At 40.6% G+C, this 21,171-nt stretch carries 16 protein-coding genes and 1 tRNA gene; 8 read left to right on the top strand and 9 right to left on the bottom strand.

Going from position 1 to position 21,171, the window contains the following annotated elements; genetic code table 11:
* The first annotated feature begins 43 nt into the window (after positions 1-43).
* Positions 44-679 (top strand): hypothetical protein, encoded by a 636-nt coding sequence (locus OQX62_RS02925; protein ID WP_265829914.1) that lies wholly within the window; start codon positions 44-46, stop codon positions 677-679.
* The gene (locus OQX62_RS02920; protein ID WP_265829913.1) at positions 679-1,989 is read left to right on the top strand and encodes a mechanosensitive ion channel family protein; all 1,311 of its coding nucleotides are present in this window, start codon (positions 679-681) and stop codon (positions 1,987-1,989) included. Before OQX62_RS02925 ends, OQX62_RS02920 begins: the two co-directional genes overlap by 1 nt.
* Before the next feature lie 56 nt (positions 1,990-2,045).
* On the opposite strand, the gene OQX62_RS02915 is transcribed toward OQX62_RS02920, so the two are convergent.
* The 3 genes from OQX62_RS02915 to OQX62_RS02905 form a co-directional block, all read right to left on the bottom strand.
* Positions 2,046-4,016, bottom strand: a complete 1,971-nt coding sequence (locus tag OQX62_RS02915; protein ID WP_265829912.1) for a M1 family metallopeptidase — start codon at positions 4,014-4,016, stop codon at positions 2,046-2,048.
* Positions 4,017-4,041: 25 nt separating this feature from the next.
* Positions 4,042-4,776: a hypothetical protein gene (locus tag OQX62_RS02910; protein ID WP_265829911.1), complete on the bottom strand. Its 735-nt coding sequence runs from the start codon at positions 4,774-4,776 to the stop codon at positions 4,042-4,044.
* Between the two features lie 67 nt (positions 4,777-4,843).
* Positions 4,844-5,191, bottom strand: a complete 348-nt coding sequence (locus tag OQX62_RS02905) for an ArsC family reductase (protein WP_265829910.1) — start codon at positions 5,189-5,191, stop codon at positions 4,844-4,846.
* Positions 5,192-5,319: 128 nt separating this feature from the next.
* Between OQX62_RS02905 and OQX62_RS02900 the strand changes: the two genes are divergently transcribed.
* From OQX62_RS02900 to OQX62_RS02880, 5 genes are all read left to right on the top strand, one after another.
* Entirely contained in the window at positions 5,320-6,855 is a 1,536-nt protein-coding gene (locus OQX62_RS02900) for a sensor histidine kinase (RefSeq protein ID WP_265829909.1), read from the top strand.
* Positions 6,852-7,535 carry a LytR/AlgR family response regulator transcription factor gene (locus OQX62_RS02895; RefSeq protein WP_265829908.1) on the top strand — a complete coding sequence of 228 codons (684 nt, stop codon included), beginning with the start codon at positions 6,852-6,854 and terminating at the stop codon, positions 7,533-7,535. Before OQX62_RS02900 ends, OQX62_RS02895 begins: the two co-directional genes overlap by 4 nt.
* 118 nt (positions 7,536-7,653) lie before the next feature.
* Positions 7,654-11,133 (top strand): response regulator, encoded by a 3,480-nt coding sequence (locus tag OQX62_RS02890; RefSeq protein WP_265829907.1) that lies wholly within the window; start codon positions 7,654-7,656, stop codon positions 11,131-11,133.
* On the top strand, positions 11,133-11,963 hold the full coding sequence (locus tag OQX62_RS02885) for a CheR family methyltransferase (protein ID WP_265829906.1): 831 nt from the start codon (positions 11,133-11,135) through the stop codon (positions 11,961-11,963). Before OQX62_RS02890 ends, OQX62_RS02885 begins: the two co-directional genes overlap by 1 nt.
* A gap of 26 nt (positions 11,964-11,989) precedes the next feature.
* Positions 11,990-13,597 carry a response regulator gene (locus OQX62_RS02880; RefSeq protein WP_265829905.1) on the top strand — a complete coding sequence of 536 codons (1,608 nt, stop codon included), beginning with the start codon at positions 11,990-11,992 and terminating at the stop codon, positions 13,595-13,597.
* Between the two features lie 4 nt (positions 13,598-13,601).
* On the opposite strand, the gene pth is transcribed toward OQX62_RS02880, so the two are convergent.
* The 4 genes from pth to OQX62_RS02860 form a co-directional block, all read right to left on the bottom strand.
* Positions 13,602-14,162 carry an aminoacyl-tRNA hydrolase gene (pth, locus tag OQX62_RS02875; RefSeq protein ID WP_265829904.1) on the bottom strand — a complete coding sequence of 187 codons (561 nt, stop codon included), beginning with the start codon at positions 14,160-14,162 and terminating at the stop codon, positions 13,602-13,604.
* 163 nt (positions 14,163-14,325) lie between these two features.
* Positions 14,326-14,904 carry a 50S ribosomal protein L25/general stress protein Ctc gene (locus OQX62_RS02870; RefSeq protein WP_265829903.1) on the bottom strand — a complete coding sequence of 193 codons (579 nt, stop codon included), beginning with the start codon at positions 14,902-14,904 and terminating at the stop codon, positions 14,326-14,328.
* 85 nt (positions 14,905-14,989) lie between these two features.
* Complete coding sequence (locus OQX62_RS02865) at positions 14,990-15,934, bottom strand: ribose-phosphate pyrophosphokinase (RefSeq protein WP_265829902.1); 945 nt, start codon at positions 15,932-15,934, stop codon at positions 14,990-14,992.
* 70 nt (positions 15,935-16,004) lie between these two features.
* Positions 16,005-16,078 (bottom strand) — tRNA-Gln (locus tag OQX62_RS02860).
* A 233-nt stretch (positions 16,079-16,311) separates the two neighbouring features.
* Between OQX62_RS02860 and OQX62_RS02855 the strand changes: the two genes are divergently transcribed.
* Positions 16,312-19,344, top strand: coding sequence for a DUF2723 domain-containing protein (locus OQX62_RS02855; protein ID WP_265829901.1), 3,033 nt, complete (start codon positions 16,312-16,314; stop codon positions 19,342-19,344).
* Positions 19,345-19,462: 118 nt separating this feature from the next.
* Here the strand turns inward: OQX62_RS02855 and OQX62_RS02850 are convergent, their stop codons facing one another.
* On the bottom strand, positions 19,463-19,756 hold the full coding sequence (locus OQX62_RS02850; protein ID WP_265829900.1) for a SymE family type I addiction module toxin: 294 nt from the start codon (positions 19,754-19,756) through the stop codon (positions 19,463-19,465).
* Between the two features lie 447 nt (positions 19,757-20,203).
* Positions 20,204-21,166, bottom strand: a complete 963-nt coding sequence (locus OQX62_RS02845) for an acetyl-CoA carboxylase carboxyltransferase subunit alpha (RefSeq protein WP_265829899.1) — start codon at positions 21,164-21,166, stop codon at positions 20,204-20,206.
* Positions 21,167-21,171: the final 5 nt, after the last annotated feature.

Below are 21,171 nucleotides of genomic sequence, written 5' to 3'. Positions count from 1 at the left end.
GGTTTGTATAGTACAAGCGCGGAAGCGCTAAAAAAAATAAATTATGAATTTGAATTTAGGTGATTTTGTTCGTTTTGTAGACGAAAATATAGAAGGTTATATTACACGTATTATTGATAAGGATACCATTGGGGTAACAGATGCCAATGATTTTGAAATTCCGGTGCTGGCCTCTAAAGTGACACTGGTGCATGGCGATATTCCAGACGACAATACAGTTGTGCCTAACAGGCAGACCGCAGCGGTACCTGTTACTGAATTTAAAAAAGAAGGCGTATACCTGGCGCTGATTACTGACCAGCACAGTACAGCGGTTGCACATTTCCACCTGGTCAATGAGACTTCCTACCAGTTGCTGTCCAGTCTTACCACTGAGAAGTCGGGCACTTATAAAGGGGAGTTTGCTGCCCTTGTTCCCGCTGGCAGCACTAAAAAGATATTTTCTGCCAACCTGGGCGATATACAGCTCTGGCCAAAATTTACCATTGAGGTGCTGTTCTCCACTTCGGCAAATGTAGCTCCGCTCCCGCCCCTGGTTTATAGTGAACATATCAAGGGAAAAGATCTATCAGTAGCTAAAGTAGAAATTGCCTTGCTTAAACAAAAAGGCTGGCTGATCAGACTGGATGAACCTGAACCATTAATTGACCTGCAGAAACTTAAAGCCAGCTTTTCTTAATGAAAGAAATGAAGATCAGCTATTCGATTACAGCGATCAGCAGATGGACCTATAATTTACTGGTGAAATGGGGACTTAATGAGGACCTTGCTGCCTATGTGAACCTGTTTGCATTGCTTTTTGCATTGATTATTCTAGTTTACCTGACGCAGCATGTGGTCAGAAGAATGCTGCGCATTGTGCTGATACGGATCAGCAAACGCACAGATATCAAGTTCTTCCATCACCTGCTGAATAACAGGCTTCCGCATTATCTCGCCCTGATTGCAACACTGGTACTGATCAACGCTGCCATCCCGGTCATATTCATTGATTTCCCCGATCTGATCAAACCGATGAATGTGATTGCAGATGTATACCTTGTGCTGATTATCATCTGGATGGTCATGGCCATTATCCGAGCTGGCGGGGATGACCTGCGGACTAAACCTGCCTTCCGTGAGAAACCTATAGATAGTTATATGCAGGTGATCAGGATGATACTCTTTCTGATTGGGGCTGTAGTAATCTTCTCCAATCTCACAGGGAAATCACCTCTTGCCTTCTTTACTGCTATGGGTGCCATTTCCGCAGTCCTGTTGCTTATGTTCAAAGACACTATTATGGGATTTGTAGCGAGTATACAGGTAACCGCAAATGATACGGTAAGAATCGGCGACTGGATCACGATGCCCAAATACGGAGCTGACGGAGATGTTATAGAGATCAACCTCACCACGGTAAAAGTTCAGAATTTCGATAAAACGATTACCACTATTCCTACCTATTCTTTGATTTCAGATTCTTTCCAGAACTGGCGGGGAATGAGTCAGGCCGGCGGCAGGAGAATAAAAAGGGCAATCTTCATTAAACAGTCCACCATCAGGTTTATTACACCAGCAGAATTAGAGAAATTTAAAAAGATTCAGTCGCTCACCAGTTACATTGAGCACAGGCAAAAAGATATAGACAAAAACAACGAACGCCTGGGGATAGACAAATCACTTTTACTCAATGGCAGAAACCTGACCAATGCCGGTTTGTACAGAAAATACATAGATACTTATATCGCCAATCACTCAGGTACACATAAAAAGATGACCATGATGGTGAGGCATCTTGCGCCTACAGCAAATGGCTTACCGCTCGAACTGTATGTATTTACCAGTACTACTAAATGGGCAGATTATGAACATATCATGGCTGATATATTTGATCACCTGATCGCGGCCGCACCATTTTTTGATCTTCAGATCTATGAAAGTGAAGCCTCCGGCGATATGACCACCCTCAGCTTTACAGATCCGCTGACCATTAACCGATCACAATAAAAAAAGGCTTCGCTGCAGAGATTTGCAACGGAGCCTTTTATATGTAACCTGATAATTTACTTAAACCAGGTATTATTAGTTACATCTGCATCCGGTAATACTTTCTGCGGATCAAGTTCAACTGAAAGCAACTCCTCGGTAGTAGGATAAACAATCGTCCATTTTTTGTTTCTCATCCATACGTCTACCGGAATTTTTATGGTTTCAGTTTTACCACTTTTGGATTTCACCTCCAAGATAACAGGCATTGGCATTTGCTCCAGATTAGCTACCGTGATATGGTAACTCTCTATCTCTTTTCCTTTATACTGTGGCGTTACCGCTGTCACAGCCTGATCCGTTTTCCAGTTATTGATAAACCAGCCTTTCCAGAACCAGGAAAGATCTTCACCTGCTCCATTTTCCATAGAACGGAAAAAGTCATACGGTGTAGGATGTTTAAAGGCCCACTGCTTGATATAGTTTCTGAAAGCATAATCAAAACGGTCGGCGCCCAGTACCTGATCTCTCAGGATATTTAATCCCCATCCCGGTTTACTATATAAGTTAATTCCTATATTCTGTTCCACCATCGCATCCGGTGCAAGCATCACAAACTCTGTTTCCGGACGTGCCATATATTTTGCTGCCATGTGCAGATCATCTTTCTCCCCTGCATATTCTCCTTTATTGAATGCTGCTGTAGATAAGCCGTTGATAAAAGTATTGAAACCCTCATCCATCCAGCCGAACTTACGCTCGTTGCTACCTACAATCATAGGAAACCAGGTATGACCAAATTCATGATCTACCACTCCCCATACCTCTGCATTTTTAGCCGTCCATCCGCAGAAAACAATTCCCGGATACTCCATACCACTTACATTCGAAGCGATATTCACTGCCATTGGATAAGGATATTCAAACCATTTATTAGAATAATGTTCAATACTCGCTTTTACATATTCCACTCCCCTTGCATAAGCATCAGCGCCATTGCTTTCTACCGGTTGCGCAGATACCGCTAATGCTTTTTTACCACTAGGCAGGTTAATCCTTGCCGCATCCAGCACAAAGGCTTTGGAAGAAGACCAGGCTACATCACGGGTGTTGGTCATTTTGAATTTCCAGGTCAGCTGCGCTTTTGCAGGACGTGATTTAGGATCCGTAACTTCTTCAGCAGAACGTATACTTACGGTCTTGTCACTTAATTTAGCTGCATTCCATCTTTTCAACTGTTCGGCAGTAAATACTTCTTCCGGATTCAGTAATTCTCCGGAGCCCATTACAATATGATTCGCCGGTGCAGTTACTGCATAAGTTACATTACCATATTCACAGTAAAATTCACCTGCACCCCAATATGGCAAAGTATTCCATCCAATCACATCATCGTAAACACTCATTCTTGGAAACCACTGGGCAATCGTAAAGATCTCCCCGTTTTTAGTCGTCAGGTGCCCCATTCTGTCAGAGCCATTAATCGGCACCACAAAAGAGAAATTCATTTTTACCATAATCAAATCTCCGTTAGCAGCCATTGGCTGGTCAAGACGGATCTGCATCCGCGTATCTTCAGTAACAGAAGTGAATTTAACAGGCAGATTTTTCTGAGAAACAGAAAGACCAGTGATGGTATATCCACCATTTACCTTTTCTCCCCTTGCACCATAACGGCTTCCCAGCTTGATGAGTCCGTTACCTCTTGAATCCTTTTCAAATAGATTCTGGTCCAATTGTAACCATAAATAGGGTAATTTATCAGGGCTATTGTTCTTATAGGTAATGGTTACCGAACCCGTAATTGTGTTATTACCAGCATCCAGGTTGGCCGAAATAGCATAATCTGCGCGATTCTGCCAATATTTGGGACCAGGATAACCGCTCGCAGAACGGTATTCACTTCCATTTTGGGTGTAAAAAAGCGGACTGAAAGCAACATGCGGATCATACTTGCTTTCGGCAGCAGACTGCTGTGCTTTGGTGCTGAGGCTAAAAGCAAAAAACACTGCAAAAAGTAGTGTTTTCTGAATAAAATTATTGTTCATTTTGTTTAGGTTTCTCTTTTTCAGGCTAGTTCTTCTTCAATGTGGGCACAGGAGGTAATTTACGCTGTTCTGCAGGTAATTTTAACCAGGTCTGGTATGCCTGCGCAATATAGAAGTCGTAATTAAACGTAGTATCTCCACGAACCCGTGCCACGGTTGGGCGGTACATTTCGATAAAGTTTTTCAGGTCCTGCCCTTTTAATTTAATCAGGGCACTTACATGCTCCTCACTAAAGTATTGATTGATCTCCTGTTCATAGTCGGCCGTTTCTTCAAGCGCTTTCACCTTTGCACGTTCACGTCTTTCCTTACCACCACCAAAAGAGAGTCCGACTCCACCTGCACGACCAACATTCTGTTTAGGCGGGATTCCACCCACACGCGTAGATTTCTTCGCATTAGTAGGATTATTCAGGTTCAAGTCTTTCGAAATCCTTGCACTTCTGATCCTTACCTCCTTCAGATTGGTCTCCTGGGAGGGCAGATAGATCGTTTTAGATTGAAGATCTGTCAGATATAATGTATCAATATGGTATCCTGGTAAGGTAAGCTCCAGCAGATCACCTTTATTTGCAGTAATGGTAAATTGTCCTGCAGCGCCCGTCTGTACCACCTTTTGATTATTCAGGTTTCTTATTGTTACCTTCTGTAATGGAAAATTCTTGTTCTCATAATCGAAAACCGCGCCGCTTATTCCGGTCTGCGCTAATGTATGTAGTGGTATAGCGAACAGCAATACTATAATTAACCTCTTAAGCATATTCAAATATAATTTAGTTTGTTAACTGATGTATTCTTTTAACAAAAATTAACAAAAAACGATTGATTTATTTTAAGATCTGACTGTATTGTGTTTCATCAAAACTGATTAAAATGGCTTTTCCATCTTTCTCTATCACCGGGCGTTTAATCGCACTCGTGTTTTCCAATAACACTGCAACAGCACTGTCTTCATCCTGAACAGCAAGCTGCTGCGCCAGAGATAACTTCTTCCAGGTAGTGCCCTTTTTGTTTAAAACAGTTTCCCAGCCAAATACAGTACACCATTCATGCAATTTTTTCGCAGTTATCCCTTGCTTTTTAAAATCATGAAATTCATAAACGATGCCATTATCTGTCAGCCAGGTCCTGGCTTTTTTCACCGTGTTGCAATTCGGAATCCCGTAAACTATCATATCGTGTAAAAATAAAAGGCTAAAGCTAGCCATATTTCCTTATTCATCACATTTTTTTGGACATTCATCACATTTTAAACACGCAAACAAAACCAGGCCGTAAATTGCAGGAGATTTAACACAAGACTATGATGAATATGTTCTCCCTTCAAGATAAAATGAACCTTAAATACTTAAATAAAATTGAATTCTGGGTAGTTAGTATCATTTATGGATTCTCTGTCCTTATACTCATTTCAAACGGATCGGAAACCTATCATGAGATTCCCTATGAATTCGAAAAGGAACATGTCGAATTCAGTTACCTGTCTAACTACTTTTTACCAGAGCTGTTCCGTTACTCCTTGCTCTATTTCAGTTTCCTGCTGCTTAACTTCTGCTGTCTGCCTGCCTTATATAAAAAAAGAAATACGGGACTGAATTTATTTATTATCGCTGTCGTCTACTTTTTCTCCGGACTGGTGCTCAGCATCGTACAGACCTACAGCAAGGCTTATCAGCTGGTACAGTATGACAATATTGAGGAGGCCTATAACCAGATCTTTTTTAACAGTTTCGCCTATTCAGCCTGGCTGATTTTATTGATGGCCATTTACTTCGGACTGAAGAAACTTTCTTTAGCACTAACCGAGGATCAAGAAGAAGGCAGTAATAAACAGATGAAAATGGAAATCGTATTTGGCGCTGCATTCTGGTTTACAGGTGTACTGATTTTTGTGGCAACAGGAGCTCCATTAGATGTATTCCTGTGCTGGTCGCTCGTGGTCACGGCCTGTATCTTTCTAACCATTTATTCTGTCTATTATCTGATACCAGCGGTATTGAATCAGCAGAAAAACTTCCGCACTTATTATGGCAAGGCAACCATGATCACTCTGATCCTTGCCGTACCCATAGGAATTATAGCTGCTCTGGCTAGTGGAAGAGGTGAGTTATTCTTCATTGTCAATCTATTCCATATCCCTGCGCAGTTGTTAATCAGTACCCAACTAGCTATGTATGTCTATAAAACACGTCACCATACAGAAGAACAGATTACTTCATTAAAAAAAGAACTCGGGAAATCAGATGCCAACCTCGGTTTCCTTAAATCCCAGATTAATCCGCATTTCCTTTTCAATGCCTTAAATACATTATATGGTACTGCCTTACAGGAAAAAGCAGACCGTACCGGTGAAGGAATACAGAAGCTGGGCGACATGATGCGTTTTATGCTGCAGGAAAATATGCAGGACAAAATATCCCTGAGCAGGGATATAGATTACCTGAACAACTATATCGGCTTACAGAAATTAAGGACCTCTACTACGGTGGATATCCTGATCAATACGGAAATTGAAGAACAGTTTACAGAGCTGGAAATTGCTCCTATGTTGCTGATTCCATTTGTAGAAAATGCGTTTAAACATGGCATTAGTTTGCAGTCGCCCTCGCACATCAAAGTTACCCTGCAAACCAAAAATGATATATTGTATTTCGACGTCCACAACAGCATACATCTTAAAGCAGATAATGACCCGGAGAAATTAAAAAGCGGAATAGGCCTGGAAAATGTAAGACAACGACTTAAATTATTCTATCCAAACAAACATGAACTCATTATACGGGAAAGTGCAAAAGAGTTTTTTGTACATTTAACCCTAAATCTTCAAAAGAACAAATGATTGCAATTGCTATAGACGATGAACCGATAGCTTTGGATGTGGTAAAATCACTCGCCTCCAAAGTTCCTTTTATTAGCCTTCAGGCTGTATTTACCAATGCGTTTGAAGCCATCGCCTATTTGCAGCAAAACCAGGTAGATCTCATTTTTCTTGACATTAAAATGCCTGACATCAGTGGGATTGATTTCCTGAACAGCTTACGCCATCCCCCACTGGTGATTTTCACTACCGCCTACGCAGAACATGCCGTAAAGGGTTTTGAGTTAAATGCATTGGATTACCTGCTGAAACCATTCTCTCTATCCAGATTCCTGAAGGCCTGTAACAAAGCTGAAGAGTTATACAGCCTGCGCAAACAAAGTACAATAAGTCCGGAACCATTGCACATATTTATCAAAGATGGTTATGAACAGATCAAAGTTGCCATCGATCACATCACCTATATTGAGGCTGCCGGAAATTATACCCAAATCAACTTACAGGACAATTCATCACTGAGTACCAGGATGCCCATCGGGGAAATGTTAAATCTTCTTCCTGCAAAAAAATTCATCAGAACTCATCGTGCATTTATCGTGGCAAAAAATCGTATTACCAGGTTTGACAGGGTACAAATCTGGATCGGAACACAGCTGATTCCAATTGGTCCGACCTATGCGCAATGCATACAGGATTTATAAATAATTCATCAAATATTTAGCTAGTCGCACAGGAACGCATATTTATCAGTATTATTGCCTGGATCTTCTCTGAATTATTACTCAGAAAAAACCAGCATAAAAATAATTGTATTAAAATATGTTCAAACTTACTTTCAAGCAACAAGTTCTCGCAGGATTTACAATTTCCCTGATATTTGTACTTGTATCTGCCATCACTTCCTACATGAGTGTCGATTCAATGAATGAAGATTCTGCCTGGGAAAATCACACTTATGAGGTTATTGATGTTGCACAGGAACTGGAGGTTGTGCTCCTGAACGCAGAGACTGGCCTCCGGGGTTTCATTCTGACGCAACGTTCTAATTACATGGAACCTTACAATGCAAATGCCAACAAAATACTGCCAAAGGTCAAACAACTCCAAAAACTAACAATTGATAATCCCGCACAACAGGCGAGACTCGACTCACTGGAGATTTATGCATTGCAGAAAGTACGTGACATGGCGGAAATACTGCGTACAAATGCAGCTTCTGGTCAGCTGGCTGCCATTCATAAAGTACAGACTGATAAAGGTAAGTTGTTTAAAGACAATATGCTGAGGGTAAACAATAAAGTGATTCAGGAAGAGCAGAAATTACTAAAAATAAGAACAGAAAAACGGGAAGAAAGTGCCACCCGTTCTACAATTGTAGTGATCGGCAGCGCCGTCATTATTTTCGGACTGGTCTTATATCTTTTCAGTTTCATCAAAATGACTTTCGATGAGCAGAAATTAACAGAAGAAAAAATCCGCGAGAATAATGATAAACTGGAAAAACTTTCTGCGGAAAATGAACAGAAGAACTGGTTCCTGTCAGGTGCCTCACAGGTTAGTGAAGCGATGCGTGGTGAGCAGGACATAGATGAATTGGCAGCAAACATCATCAAAGAACTCTGTAATTATCTGAATGCCCCGATTGGTGCTTTATATCTGATGAACCCAAAAAAGCAGAAGCTGCAGCTCACCGGTACTTATGCTTTTGATAAAAAGCCTGGTAACGCTATTGATATTGCGCTGGGACAAGGTCTTTTAGGTCAGGCGGCAGTAGAGAAAACGATTAAACATCTTACCGATCTGCCGGCAGATTACATCACTATCAGTTCAGGACTAGGTTCTACCAAACCAAATACACTATCTATATTGCCGATACTGTTTAAAAATGAAACTATCGCAGTAATAGAAATGGGGCTTTATGCTGCACCAGACGAAATTGGAAACGTATTCTTAAATGCCATCAATGAAATGATTGGTATTGCACTGAACAGTGCGATCACGAGGGCTCAGCTGCATGATCTCTTTATGCAAACGCAGCAGCAGGCCGAAGAGCTGGAAAGTCAGCAGGAAGAATTGCGTACCACTAATGAGGAGCTGTTACACAAATCCGAAGAGCTGCAGGCTTCAGAAGAAGAGTTACGTGTACAACAGGAAGAACTGCGTCAAACCAATGCAGAACTGGAAGAAAAGGCCAGTCAGCTGGAAGAGCGCAATATCTCGATCAATGAGGCAAAAGAGGCAATGAGCCTGAAAGCAGAAGAGCTCGAAATATCAAGCAAATACAAATCAGAATTCCTGGCCAACATGAGTCATGAACTGCGCACTCCGCTGAATAGTATCCTGATCCTCGCCAGAATCTTAAAGGAAAACAGGCCGGAGAACTTGAATGAAGAGCAGCTTAAATATGCAGGTGTAATACATAATGCAGGAAGTGATTTGCTGACACTCATTAATGATATACTCGACCTTTCTAAAATTGAATCCGGCAAGGTGGATCTAGATGTGGAGAACGTAAGACCACAGGAGATCAAACAGAATATGGAATCGCTGTTCAGTGAGATTGCAAAAAGTAAGAAAATAAGCTTCCAGGCCATACTCTCACCAGAGCTTCCCGAAAAAATGCGGACTGATTTATCGAGGGCAGAGCAGATTATCAAAAACCTGTTATCAAATGCCTTTAAGTTTACTCCTGAACAGGGAAATATAAAACTCGAAATAACTCCTGCCGATAAAAACACGAAATTCTATTCAGAGCAGCTGCAGACAAGCACTACGAGCGTCGTTGCATTCCATGTGAAAGATTCCGGAATAGGCATTCCTTCAGATAAGCAAAAGTTAATATTCGAGGCTTTCAAACAGGCTGATGGGACAACAAGCCGCAAATATGGAGGTACAGGCTTGGGCTTATCTATCAGTAAGGAACTGGCCAATATTTTAGGCGGGGAAATTCAGGTAGAAAGTGAACCCGGTACCGGAAGCTGTTTTACTTTGTATCTTCCTGTAACGATAGGCGATACGGTGAGTGATGCAGCATCTACCAGCCCGGCTACACAGCCACTAATTGTTCCGCTCATCCCGGAACCAGTTGTAGTACCTGTTGCCAGAAACCAGGTACAGACTTTACTGATTGTGGAAGATGATCTTGTATTTGCTGACGTGTTAAAGGATTATGCAATTGAAAAGGGATTTGAGCCTATCCTGGCACATAGCGGTGACAGCGGACTTGAAATGGCTACGGAAAAACTTCCTGATGCGATTATCCTAGATATCATGCTGCCGGTAATGGATGGATGGGCAGTATTGAAAAAACTAAAAGCTAATCCGCAAACCAAACATATCCCGGTACACATGATGTCGGCCGGTGAAGTAAAAGGAGAAAGAGCATTACAGGAAGGTGCTATCGGATTCCTGAAAAAGCCCATTGAAAAAGATCAGCTGGACCAGGCATTCGCCGTCCTCAACTCCGGCCATATCACTTATAACTTTAAAACCGTATTGCTCATTGAAGATCAGGAGCTGCAAAGTTTAGTCGTAAAAGAACAGTTAGTAGCAAAAGGTATTGAAGTAGCACAGGCTTTTACAGGGAAAGAGGCACTGGAAAGACTGGAGGGACAAACATTCGACTGTATCATTCTTGATTTGAACTTACCCGATATCTCCGGATTTGACCTGCTGGATCAAATCAAAATACAGGATAAGTTTACCCATGTGCCAGTAATCATCAACACAGCAATGGAACTCGACCAGGATAAGATTGCCCATATCATGAAATATTCTGAGGCCATGGTATTGAAATCCAACAAGTCGAATGACAGGCTGATTGATGAGGTGAGTTTATTTATGAATAAGCTGAAAAAAGAAGATGATTTTCAGTCCATCGCCAGTACAACAGCCAAAGGCAAAACAATCTCTACCATAGAAAAGGCACTTAAAGGTAAAACTATCTTAGTTACAGATGATGATATGAGAAATATTTTCGCCCTCTCAAGTGCCCTGCAGGTTTACGATATCAATATTGTCATTGCTACCAATGGTAAAGAAGCACTTGTAAAGTTAGAGGAGCCAAACCAGATTGATCTGGTACTGATGGACATTATGATGCCTGAAATGAACGGTTACGAAGCTATGGATGCCATCAGACAAATGAAACAATATAAAAAACTACCCATTATCGCATTAACAGCCAAGGCTATGAAAAGCGACAGGGAGAAATGTATTGAAGCAGGTGCTAACGACTACATCGCGAAGCCTGTAGATATCGATCAGTTATTGTCCATGCTGAGAGTTTGGTTAAGTTAATGATGAAGGAAAATCCGGAAGAAGTTATCACTTTTCAGCAGTTATCAGAGCTGGTTGTCTTCATTAAAAATATTCACGGATTTGATTTCGGTGATTATTCGGCAGCCTCCCTTAAAAGAAGAGTGACCAGAATTATGCAATTACAAAAACTAAATCTTTTCGATTTACGTACGTTGCTTACAAATGATCATGATTATTTTGAGTACTTTCTGATGGAGATAACGGTAAATGTTACGGAAATGTTCCGTGACCCTTTATTTTACAAGGCAGTTTCAACACATGTAATTCCCTATTTGAGATCATATCAGCGCATAAAAGTATGGAATGCAGGCTGCTCAACAGGAGAAGAGTTATATTCCTATACCATCTTGTTTGCAGAGGCTAACCTGTATGACAGGAGTTTTTTTTATGGTACAGATATCAATGCAAATGTATTGGAATTTGCAAAAAACGGGATATACGATTTACAGAAGATGAAACAGTATTCAGAAAATTATCAGAAATCGGGCGCAATGCATACACTTGCTGACTATTATTATGCAAACTATGGTGCTGCATCAATTAATCATTCATTAAAGAAAAACGTATTATTTTCTGCACATAACCTGGCATCAGATGGAGTTTTCAATGAGTTTCAGCTCATCTCCTGCCGTAACGTGCTGATTTATTTTAACACAGATCTGCAGAAAAAAGTGATCGACCTGTTTTACAACAGTCTCGCTAATTTCGGATTTCTCTGCTTGGGTTCCAAAGAAACACTGCGCAGCTCAGAATTAGGCCGCTTTAAAATCATAGATTCAAAGAACAATATATATCAAAAGACAGCATAAGAAGCAAATCTTATACTCACAATTATATGGAAAAGATTAACATCCTCATTGTTGATGACAGACCCGAGAACATCGTGGCGCTGGAAGCACTGTTGCAAAGAGATGACGTAAATTTAATATCTACCACCCTGCCCAACGAAGCACTCAGACTTGCCTGGGAAGTAGATATCGCAATCGCGCTTGTAGATGTTCAGATGCCTGAGATGGATGGGTTTGAGCTGGTAGAGATATTAAAAAGCAATCCCAGAACTAAAGATATCCTGGTTATTTTTGTGACGGCCATTTCCACAGAAACAAAATATGCAGTGAAGGGATTAAATGCCGGAGCTGTAGACTATTTATATAAACCTCTGAACCCCTACGTTACCTCAGCAAAAGTAGATTCCTTTATACAGTTTGTAAAAACACAAAGAGATATTATCAGGAAAAACAGTGAACTGGAAGCTTATCAGAAAGAACTGATCAAAGCAAAAGAGCTGGCTGAACAGGGTAAAAAAATAAAAGAGAATTTCCTGGCCAACATGAGTCACGAAATCCGGACCCCCATCAATGGCATTATTGGTCTGGCCAATCTGCTCGAAAAAACCGAATTGTCCGAAGAGCAGCGGGAAATGATCAGTCTTCTGGAAATCTCTTCCAATTCCCTGCTGGGGGTGATTAACGATATTCTTGATTTGTCAAAAATTGATGCAGGCAAATTTAAAATCAACCGTGCTTCAACAGATCTGATACAAATTTGTTATGCCGTAATTAATTTACTTAAAATACGTGCTAAAGAGAAAAATCTGGAACTCATTACAGATTTCGATCCGCACCTGCCTCCATATATATTTGCTGATTCTTTAAGGCTCAATCAGATCCTGATGAACCTCATCGGCAATGCCATTAAATTTACAAATGAAGGCACTATAACACTGAAGGTGGAAGTTTTGGACAGAAAAGGAAACAATGCGCGCCTCAAATTTTCTGTCACAGATACGGGGATTGGTATTGCGGCTGATAAAATCGATAAGATTTTTGAAACCTTTGAACAAGCCGATGATAGTACTACACTGAATTTCGGCGGTACGGGACTGGGACTCTCTATTGTGAAAAATCTGGCCTATCTAAAAGGAGGAGAGCTAACAGTAACCAGCGAAGAAAATAAGGGCAGTACTTTCTGTTTCAGCAACTGGTATCAGGTGATGGAAGATAAACAGGAAAGCCCGGAAAAGAATAACCACAAACTGCTGCCATTCGAGAATGTAAGTATTTTAGTTGCGGAAGACAATCCTATCAATAAATTTCTGATTGTAAAGATCCTTAAGGACTGGAACATCAATGCCGATGTGGTAGAAAATGGCAGGGAGGCGCTGGACAAGTTGAAGAGTAATGATTACGATATCATACTGATGGATACCTATATGCCTGTTATGAACGGCCTTGAAGCCACAAAGCTGATCAGGGAGAACTATGTACCAGGTAAAAAAGATATTCCCATCATTACTTTCTCTGCTGCTGTAATGGAGAACGATAAAAAGGCTGCACTTGATGCAGGTGCTAATGATGTTTTAGGCAAGCCCTACGAGTTGGGCCTGCTTTACAAAAAAATCGTTGCTTTCACTAGCCCAGAACTGAGTCACAAAGCCGATTAGGAGCTTATTTATTAAAGGCAGTCATAGTCTGCGCTGGTCCGATAGTTACAAAACTCTGGATCAGCGCAACACTTTTATCGATCAGCGCAGGTAATTCCAGCTGTTCATCCTTGTCAAAACGTGCAAGCACGTAGTCAACCTGCCTGCCTTTCGGGAAGTTGTCACTCACGCCAAATCTGAGTCGCGGGTAACCCTGACCACCACAACTGGCCTCAATACTTTTCAATCCATTATGCCCCGCACTACTGCCCTGCAGTTTAAGTCTCAACTTTCCCAATGGAATCGCCAGGTCATCTACCAGCACCAATACATTTTCTATAGGGATGTGTAATTCCTGCATCCAGTAATTTACAGCTTTACCACTCAGGTTCATAAAAGTAGTCGGCTTAATGACATGCAGTTTACGGCCTTTCCAGGATACTTCTGCATAATAAGCCAGCCGCATATTTGTAAACGAACCACCGAGCTCTTTAACGAGTTGATCAGCAATATCAAAACCTATATTGTGTCGCGTATGTGCATATTCAGGTCCGATATTTCCGAGACCAACAATTAGATACTTCATTTTTGAATTACGTTTTTATAGCAGGAAAAAGGTACCGGACATTTTTTCCTGTTCGCAAAGATAGCAGTTTATCTGAGATCGTAAATTACATCGCCACAAGGCAAAAAAAAACAGCACTGATGAAATCATCAGTGCTGTTATAAATTGATCTGTTAAGAACAGTTTATTTTTTACCTGCTTGTTGTTCTGCTTGTTTCAATGCTCTGGACATTCCTACAGATACGATAGTATCTTCAGCAGTGTTAGTAATAGTGTAAGCAGCTTTTTCAATGTCACGTACACGGAATAAGTTACCAACTTCTAATTTAGCAATGCTCACTTCAACAACTTGTGGCATATCTTTAGGTAGTGCTTTAACACGAAGTTTACGTAACTTCTGCACTAATTTACCACCCATTTTAACACCTGGAGAAGTACCTACTAATTTAATAGGAATCTCCATAACGATTTCTTTATCATCAAATAACTGAAGGAAATCTACGTGAAGTAAAAGGTCAGTTAAAGGGTGAAATTGTAAATCTTTTATGATTGCTTTGGTTTTTGTACCATTCACATCAATTTCTAAAAAGTTAGCTTCTGGTGTGTAGATAGCATCTTTTAAGTCTGTTGTAACAACAGCTAAATGTGCTTGTTCTGTACCACCATACAATACTGCAGGAACTTTACCTTCGTAGCGAAGCTCTTTAGCATCGCGTTTCCCTACGTTCTCTCTTGGAGAACCGCTAATTGCGATAATTTTCATAATCTATATATTTAATTTTAATGGTTATGAAGCTTTCGGATCTGAATTGATCCTTCCGGTTCATAATTTATTATTGTGTTATTAATTAATCAACTTGAAAAAGCTCACTGATTGAGCCATGTTCGTTTACATTTGCTATCGCCTTTGCAAACAAAGCTGCTGTACTTAAAACCCTGATTTTAGGACTTTCCTGTTTCAGGGGAATTGTGTCCGTCACAATCAGTTCTGTCAGCATCGAGTTTTCCACTGTCTCATAAGCTTTACCTGATAATACAGGATGTGTACAAACAGCTCTTACACTTCTTGCCCCATTCTCCATAATTAAAGCAGCAGCTTTAGCCAGTGTTCCGGCTGTATCACAAATATCGTCCATCAGTACGATATCCATTCCCGTAACATCCCCGATGATTGACATCGATTCAATTTCGTTTGCACGTTTACGTCTCTTATCACAAATCACTACCTCTGCATTAAAGAACTTGGCAAATGTCCTTGCTCTGTAAGAACCACCCATATCAGGTGATGCTATAGTCAGGTTTTTTAAGCCCAGGCTTTTAATATAAGGTACGAATATCACCGAACCATCAAGGTGATCTACAGGGATATCAAAAAAGCCCTGGATCTGAGCAGCATGCAGGTCCATCGTCATGATCCTGTGTATACCTGCAGATTTCAACAGATTAGCTACCAGTTTAGCGCCTATGGCTACCCTTGGTTTATCTTTTCTGTCTTGTCTGGCCAAACCATAATAAGGAACCACTGCCGTAATATAATGTGCAGATGCTCTTTTTGCAGCATCAACCATTAACAACAATTCCATTAAATTATCAGAAGGCTGGTAGGTGGACTGGATCAGGAATACGTCACATCCTCTTATTGATTCATCGTATGAAGGCTGAAATTCACCATCGCTAAATTTACTTAGAGTCACATTACCAAGAGGCTTGCCGTAGTTTTCGGCAATTTTATGTGCTAATGCTTTTGTACCGGATCCGGCAAAAAGTTTAACTGGGTTAAATTGCAATGGCATGATTAGACGGGTATCAATGCTGGGTTAAAAAAAATCGGATTGCAATCTGAATCACAATCCGAATATTGTTTGGTTGCCCGACCAGGATTCGAACCTAGACAAACGGTACCAAAAACCGTTGTACTACCTTTATACTATCGGGCAATCTTCCTTCAAATCAACAAGTGGTTGCTTTGAATTGGGAATGCAAATCTACGCAGATTTTTGAATTATGCAAATCCAAATGCAAAAAAAAATAAAATAATTTTAAAACCACCTCGTTTGACCCTTTAAAGCATTAAAATTCCATTAAACTATAAGTATCTATGTGCTATTACCAATCTATTTCTTTATTTTCGGCAGCACTTTTATGTGCCGACATTATATTTTAAAATAAAATGAACTATTCAAAAATTAATAACATTACCGGATGGCTGTGCTTTTTGATTGCCACAGTAACTTATATCTTAACCTTAGAGCCCTCAGTTAGTTTTTGGGACTGCGGTGAGTTTATAGCTTCAGCATTGAAAATGCAGGTAGTCCACCAACCGGGAGCACCTTTATTTTTAATGATTCAGCGCTTTTTCTCTTTACTGGCACTGGGTGATGTGAATAAAGTTGCATATTTCATGAATGTCGGCTCAGCTGTAGCGAGTGGTGCAACGATCCTTTTTTTATTCTGGACCATCACCGCACTGGCTAAAAAGATGGTGATCAAAAGTGGTAGAGAATTGTCTGTGACAGATATCATCACCATTATGGGTGCAGGAATTGTCGGATCCCTTGCCTATACGTTCTCTGACAGTTTCTGGTTCTCTGCTGTTGAATCGGAAGTATATGCACTTTCCTCTCTGTTTACGGCTATCGTATTCTGGGGAATTCTGAAATGGGAAGCACATGCTGATGAGCCGCGTGCGGACAAATGGCTGCTCTTTATTGCTTATATCATGGGACTTTCCATAGGTATCCACTTATTGAACTTACTGACTATTCCGGCAATTGCCTTTGTATATTATTTCCGCAAGACAGCTAAGCCAACTAATGCAGGCGTCTTTAAAGCATTGGTGGTAGGAATTCTGATTCTTGCTGTTGTACAATATGGCATTATCCAATACGTAGTTTCATTTGGTGCTTATTTCGATCTTTTCTTTGTCAACACCTTAGGGCTTGGCTTCGGATCTGGTGTGATTTTCTTCGCTATTGTGCTGATCGCAGCCTTTACCTGGGCTATCCGTTACTCTATCAAACACCAGAAGAAAATCTTAAACCTTGCTTTGTTATCTACTGTCCTGATCATTTTCGGATACGGATCTTTTGCAATGATTATTATCAGAGCCAAAGCTGGTCCAAACCTGAATAACAGTAATCCTGATAACGCATTTTCATTTTTAAGCTATTTAAACAGGGAGCAATATGGCGACAGACCACTGCTCTTCGGTCCCAACTATAATTCACAAAAAGTAAGTCTTAAAGAAGGTAAAAACATTTACCGTAAAGGGGCAGACAAATACGAGGTTGCCGGTAAAAAAACCGATTATGAGTATGACAGAACAACTGTATTCCCAAGGATGTACAGTGATGATGGGCGACATGTAGAAGAGTATAAAAGCCTGATGGGCTTCAATGACGAATATTTCCCTAATCTTTTCGACAATATCAATTACCTGTTTAAATATCAGATAGGCAATATGTACATGCGTTATTTCATGTGGAACTTTGCTGGTCGTCAGAATGATGAACAAGGTGCCGGCGTATACCAGGGCCAGTTCCTTAGCGGAATTAAACCTATTGATGCCCTAATGCTGGGCGATCAGTCGCACCTCCCTCCTTCTATCGTTGAGAACAATGCTTATAACCGCTTCTTCTTCCTGCCATTGATTATGGGAATGATAGGTGCAATCTGGCACTTCAAACGTAATCAGAAAGATGCTGGTATTGTAGGTCTCCTGTTTTTCTTTACCGGGATTGCCATTGTGCTTTATCTGAACCAGAAACCGCTGGAACCCAGAGAGCGGGATTATGCCTATGTAGGATCCTTTTATGCCTTTGCCATATGGATCGGGTTTAGTGTATTTGCGCTGAAAGACTGGGTATTTAAAAAACTGACCCCAAGAAATGGTGCTATTGCTGCCACTGTTGTTGGATTATTAGCAGCACCGGCTATTATGGCTGAACAAGGATGGGATGATCATGACCGTTCTACTAAAATGGTGGCACATGACATTGCTGTAGATTACCTGCAGTCCTGCGCACCGAATGCGATCCTGTTCACTTATGGTGATAATGATACTTACCCACTATGGTATGCACAGGAAGTTGAAAACATCAGACCGGATATCCGTCTGGTCAACCTGAGTTTGTTTGACACTGACTGGTATATTGACGGTATGAAGCGTAAACAGAATGAGTCTGCACCACTTCCGATCAGCATGAAGCCTTCACAGTATGTACAGGGTGTAAGGGATGTAATGTACTATCAGAAATACGAGCAATTAGGAGATTCAACTTATGTAGAACTTAAAAACATTCTTGATGTGCTTTTGTCAGATAATGATGCAGATAAACTGCCATTGCAAAACGGGACCAAAGAGAACTTTATTCCTACTCAGAACTTCAAAATAACGATAGATCCTGCAGAAGTAGTAAAATCAGGTACGGTAAGCGCGGCAAATGAAGCGATGATTACTCCTGAGATGAAATGGAGATTCAATAAAAGTTATGTAACCAAAGGTACATTGGCCATGATTGACATTCTGGTGAACAACAACTGGAAACGTCCTATCTATTTCGCAAGTACAGTGCCGTCAGATCAGTTTAATGGCCTTGACAATTACTTATACAACGAAGGTCTGGCTTTACGTCTTTTACCTTACAAAATTGCTCCTGACGCCGGAAAAAGCGAATTGGTGAATACAGATATCTTATACAATAACATGTATAACAAATTCAAATGGGGAAATGTAAAAGATGCACGTTACCTGGATACGCAATCTTCAGATGATATCTCCATCTTTAATAATGTATTCAATACCACTATCTCCAGTCTGATTAAAGAAGGTAAGATAGCAGATGCTAAAAAAGTAGTTAACCGTTACTATGAAGTGATGCCAGAGAAATTTTATGGCATGCGCTCTATAATGGGTGCTTACTTCCTTGCGGAGAACCTGTATACATTAGGGGAAACAAAAAGAGCGAATGACCTGCTGGAAAGAGCCGGAGTATATATCCAGAAAGAGCTGACTTACCTTGCTGATGTGTCAGCAAGTAAAAACAGATTTGTTGGTGGCCAGAACGTACAGCTTGGTCTGCAGTTCTTGAATCAGATGGTGAAAACTACCGCAGAACAAAAACAGACAAAATTATCGGAGAAACTGGGCCAGCAATTTACAGGTCTTGAATCAAGGTTCTCTATGTACTTCGGCGGACAATAGCACCGGTACATACATTATAAAGAAATGTAATTAGATTACTTTTCTGCATGGCTGAATAAACAATTGCAAGGCAATGTGGTTTATTCAGCCATTTTTTATGCGCGCTCAACATCCAGGGTTATACCTGACCAGCTGCAATGGCTTCAGCCATACGCGTCATCTTTTCAATACCCAGCTGCTTTCTCCTGCTCATTTTATCTGGCGGATTCATATCCCTGCCCTCGGTTAAAGGTTTAAGAATCAATTCTCCATTACGCACAACAACTTCTACAATTGCCCCGGGTTTGAACCCTGCATCTTCCAGCCACATACCCGAAAGCAAAAATTGTGAGGTCATCCTGCGACTTCCACTATCCAGATACTTTGCCTGTACCGTGATTTTTCTGGTACTTAAATTTCCATTATTTTTCATTTTTAGTATTTAATGATGTTAAACCCCTGATTTTCCGGCCAGATACGATCTTCCTCAAAACAAATATACAAATAAAAAAATAACAGATTAAATTTATTTAATTTCAGAGACATAAGTAATCATTAATATAAATCTCACGTAGAATAAGATTCTTATTAGGGTCAGTTTAAACACCATTTAGGCTAATTGTCAGTTGGTAGGCGGATATTGACAAAGGAGCCAAACAAGCAATACCATTCCATAGTAGGACAATTCAGGTATATAGGCAAAGATTCTTTAAAAATAGATAAGAAAAGAGGAAGAACATATCAACTATATATTGCCTTCAATGCGTATGACCGCAGCAATCAGTCAGACAGCATCTATATTGGGAACAATAACCACTTAAAAAATGCAAAAAAAAAAGACCGGACAAACATCCGGTCTTTTATATAGATTTTAAGCTTGTTACTCGTTAACAACACCCATTGCACAGAATTTGTCAATCCTGTTACTGATCATCTTTTCTGTCTTCTCTTTGCCCAGTTCTTTCAGATCTTTCAATATTTGTGCTTTCAGGGTTTCAGCCATAGCTGCAGGATTCTGATGTGCACCGCCAAGTGGCTCCTTAACTACACCATCAATTAATTTGTTCTTAAACATATCAGTAGAGGTAAGTTTTAAGCACTCTGCTGCCTTTTCTTTGAAATCCCAGCTTCTCCATAAGATAGAAGAACAGGACTCAGGAGAAATCACAGAATACCAGGTATGCTCCAGCATATATACTTTATCACCAATTCCGATACCTAAAGCACCGCCAGAAGCACCTTCACCAATAATAAGGCAAACGATAGGCACTTTTAATACGGACATTTCCAATAAGTTTCTTGCGATAGCTTCACCCTGACCACGCTCTTCAGCTTCAATACCCGGGTAAGCACCCATTGTATCGATAAAAGAGATAACAGGCTTATTGAATTTCTCTGCAAGACGCATCAGGCGTAATGCCTTGCGGTAACCTTCAGGATTGGCCATACCAAAATTACGGTACTGACGCTCTTTAGTGTTCTTACCTTTCTGGTGCCCGATGATCATTACGGTCTGTCCGGCAATAGTTGCAAAACCACCGATAATAGCTTTATCATCACCAACAGTACGGTCGCCATGCATTTCAATAAAATCATCACAAATCATGCTGATATAATCCAGCGTTTGTGGTCTTTCAGGATGACGCGACAACTGAACTTCCTGCCATCCGGTTAAATTGGTGTACAGGGCATTCTGAGTTTTAACTAATTTCTCTTCAAGTTCGATAAGTGTTGCAGACATATCTACCTTTGTCTTATCAGCAACCTGTTTAACCTTTTCAATCTGCTGCATCAATTCAGCAATAGGTTTTTCAAAATCAAACGTCGTTTTTATCTGTTCCATAAGTG

Origin of the sequence: Pedobacter sp. MR2016-24 (assembly GCF_026239655.1) — a bacterium.
Classification (GTDB): domain Bacteria; phylum Bacteroidota; class Bacteroidia; order Sphingobacteriales; family Sphingobacteriaceae; genus Pedobacter.
Note: the sequence above shows the minus strand (reverse complement) of the source record. Positions and strands in the feature narration are given on the sequence as shown.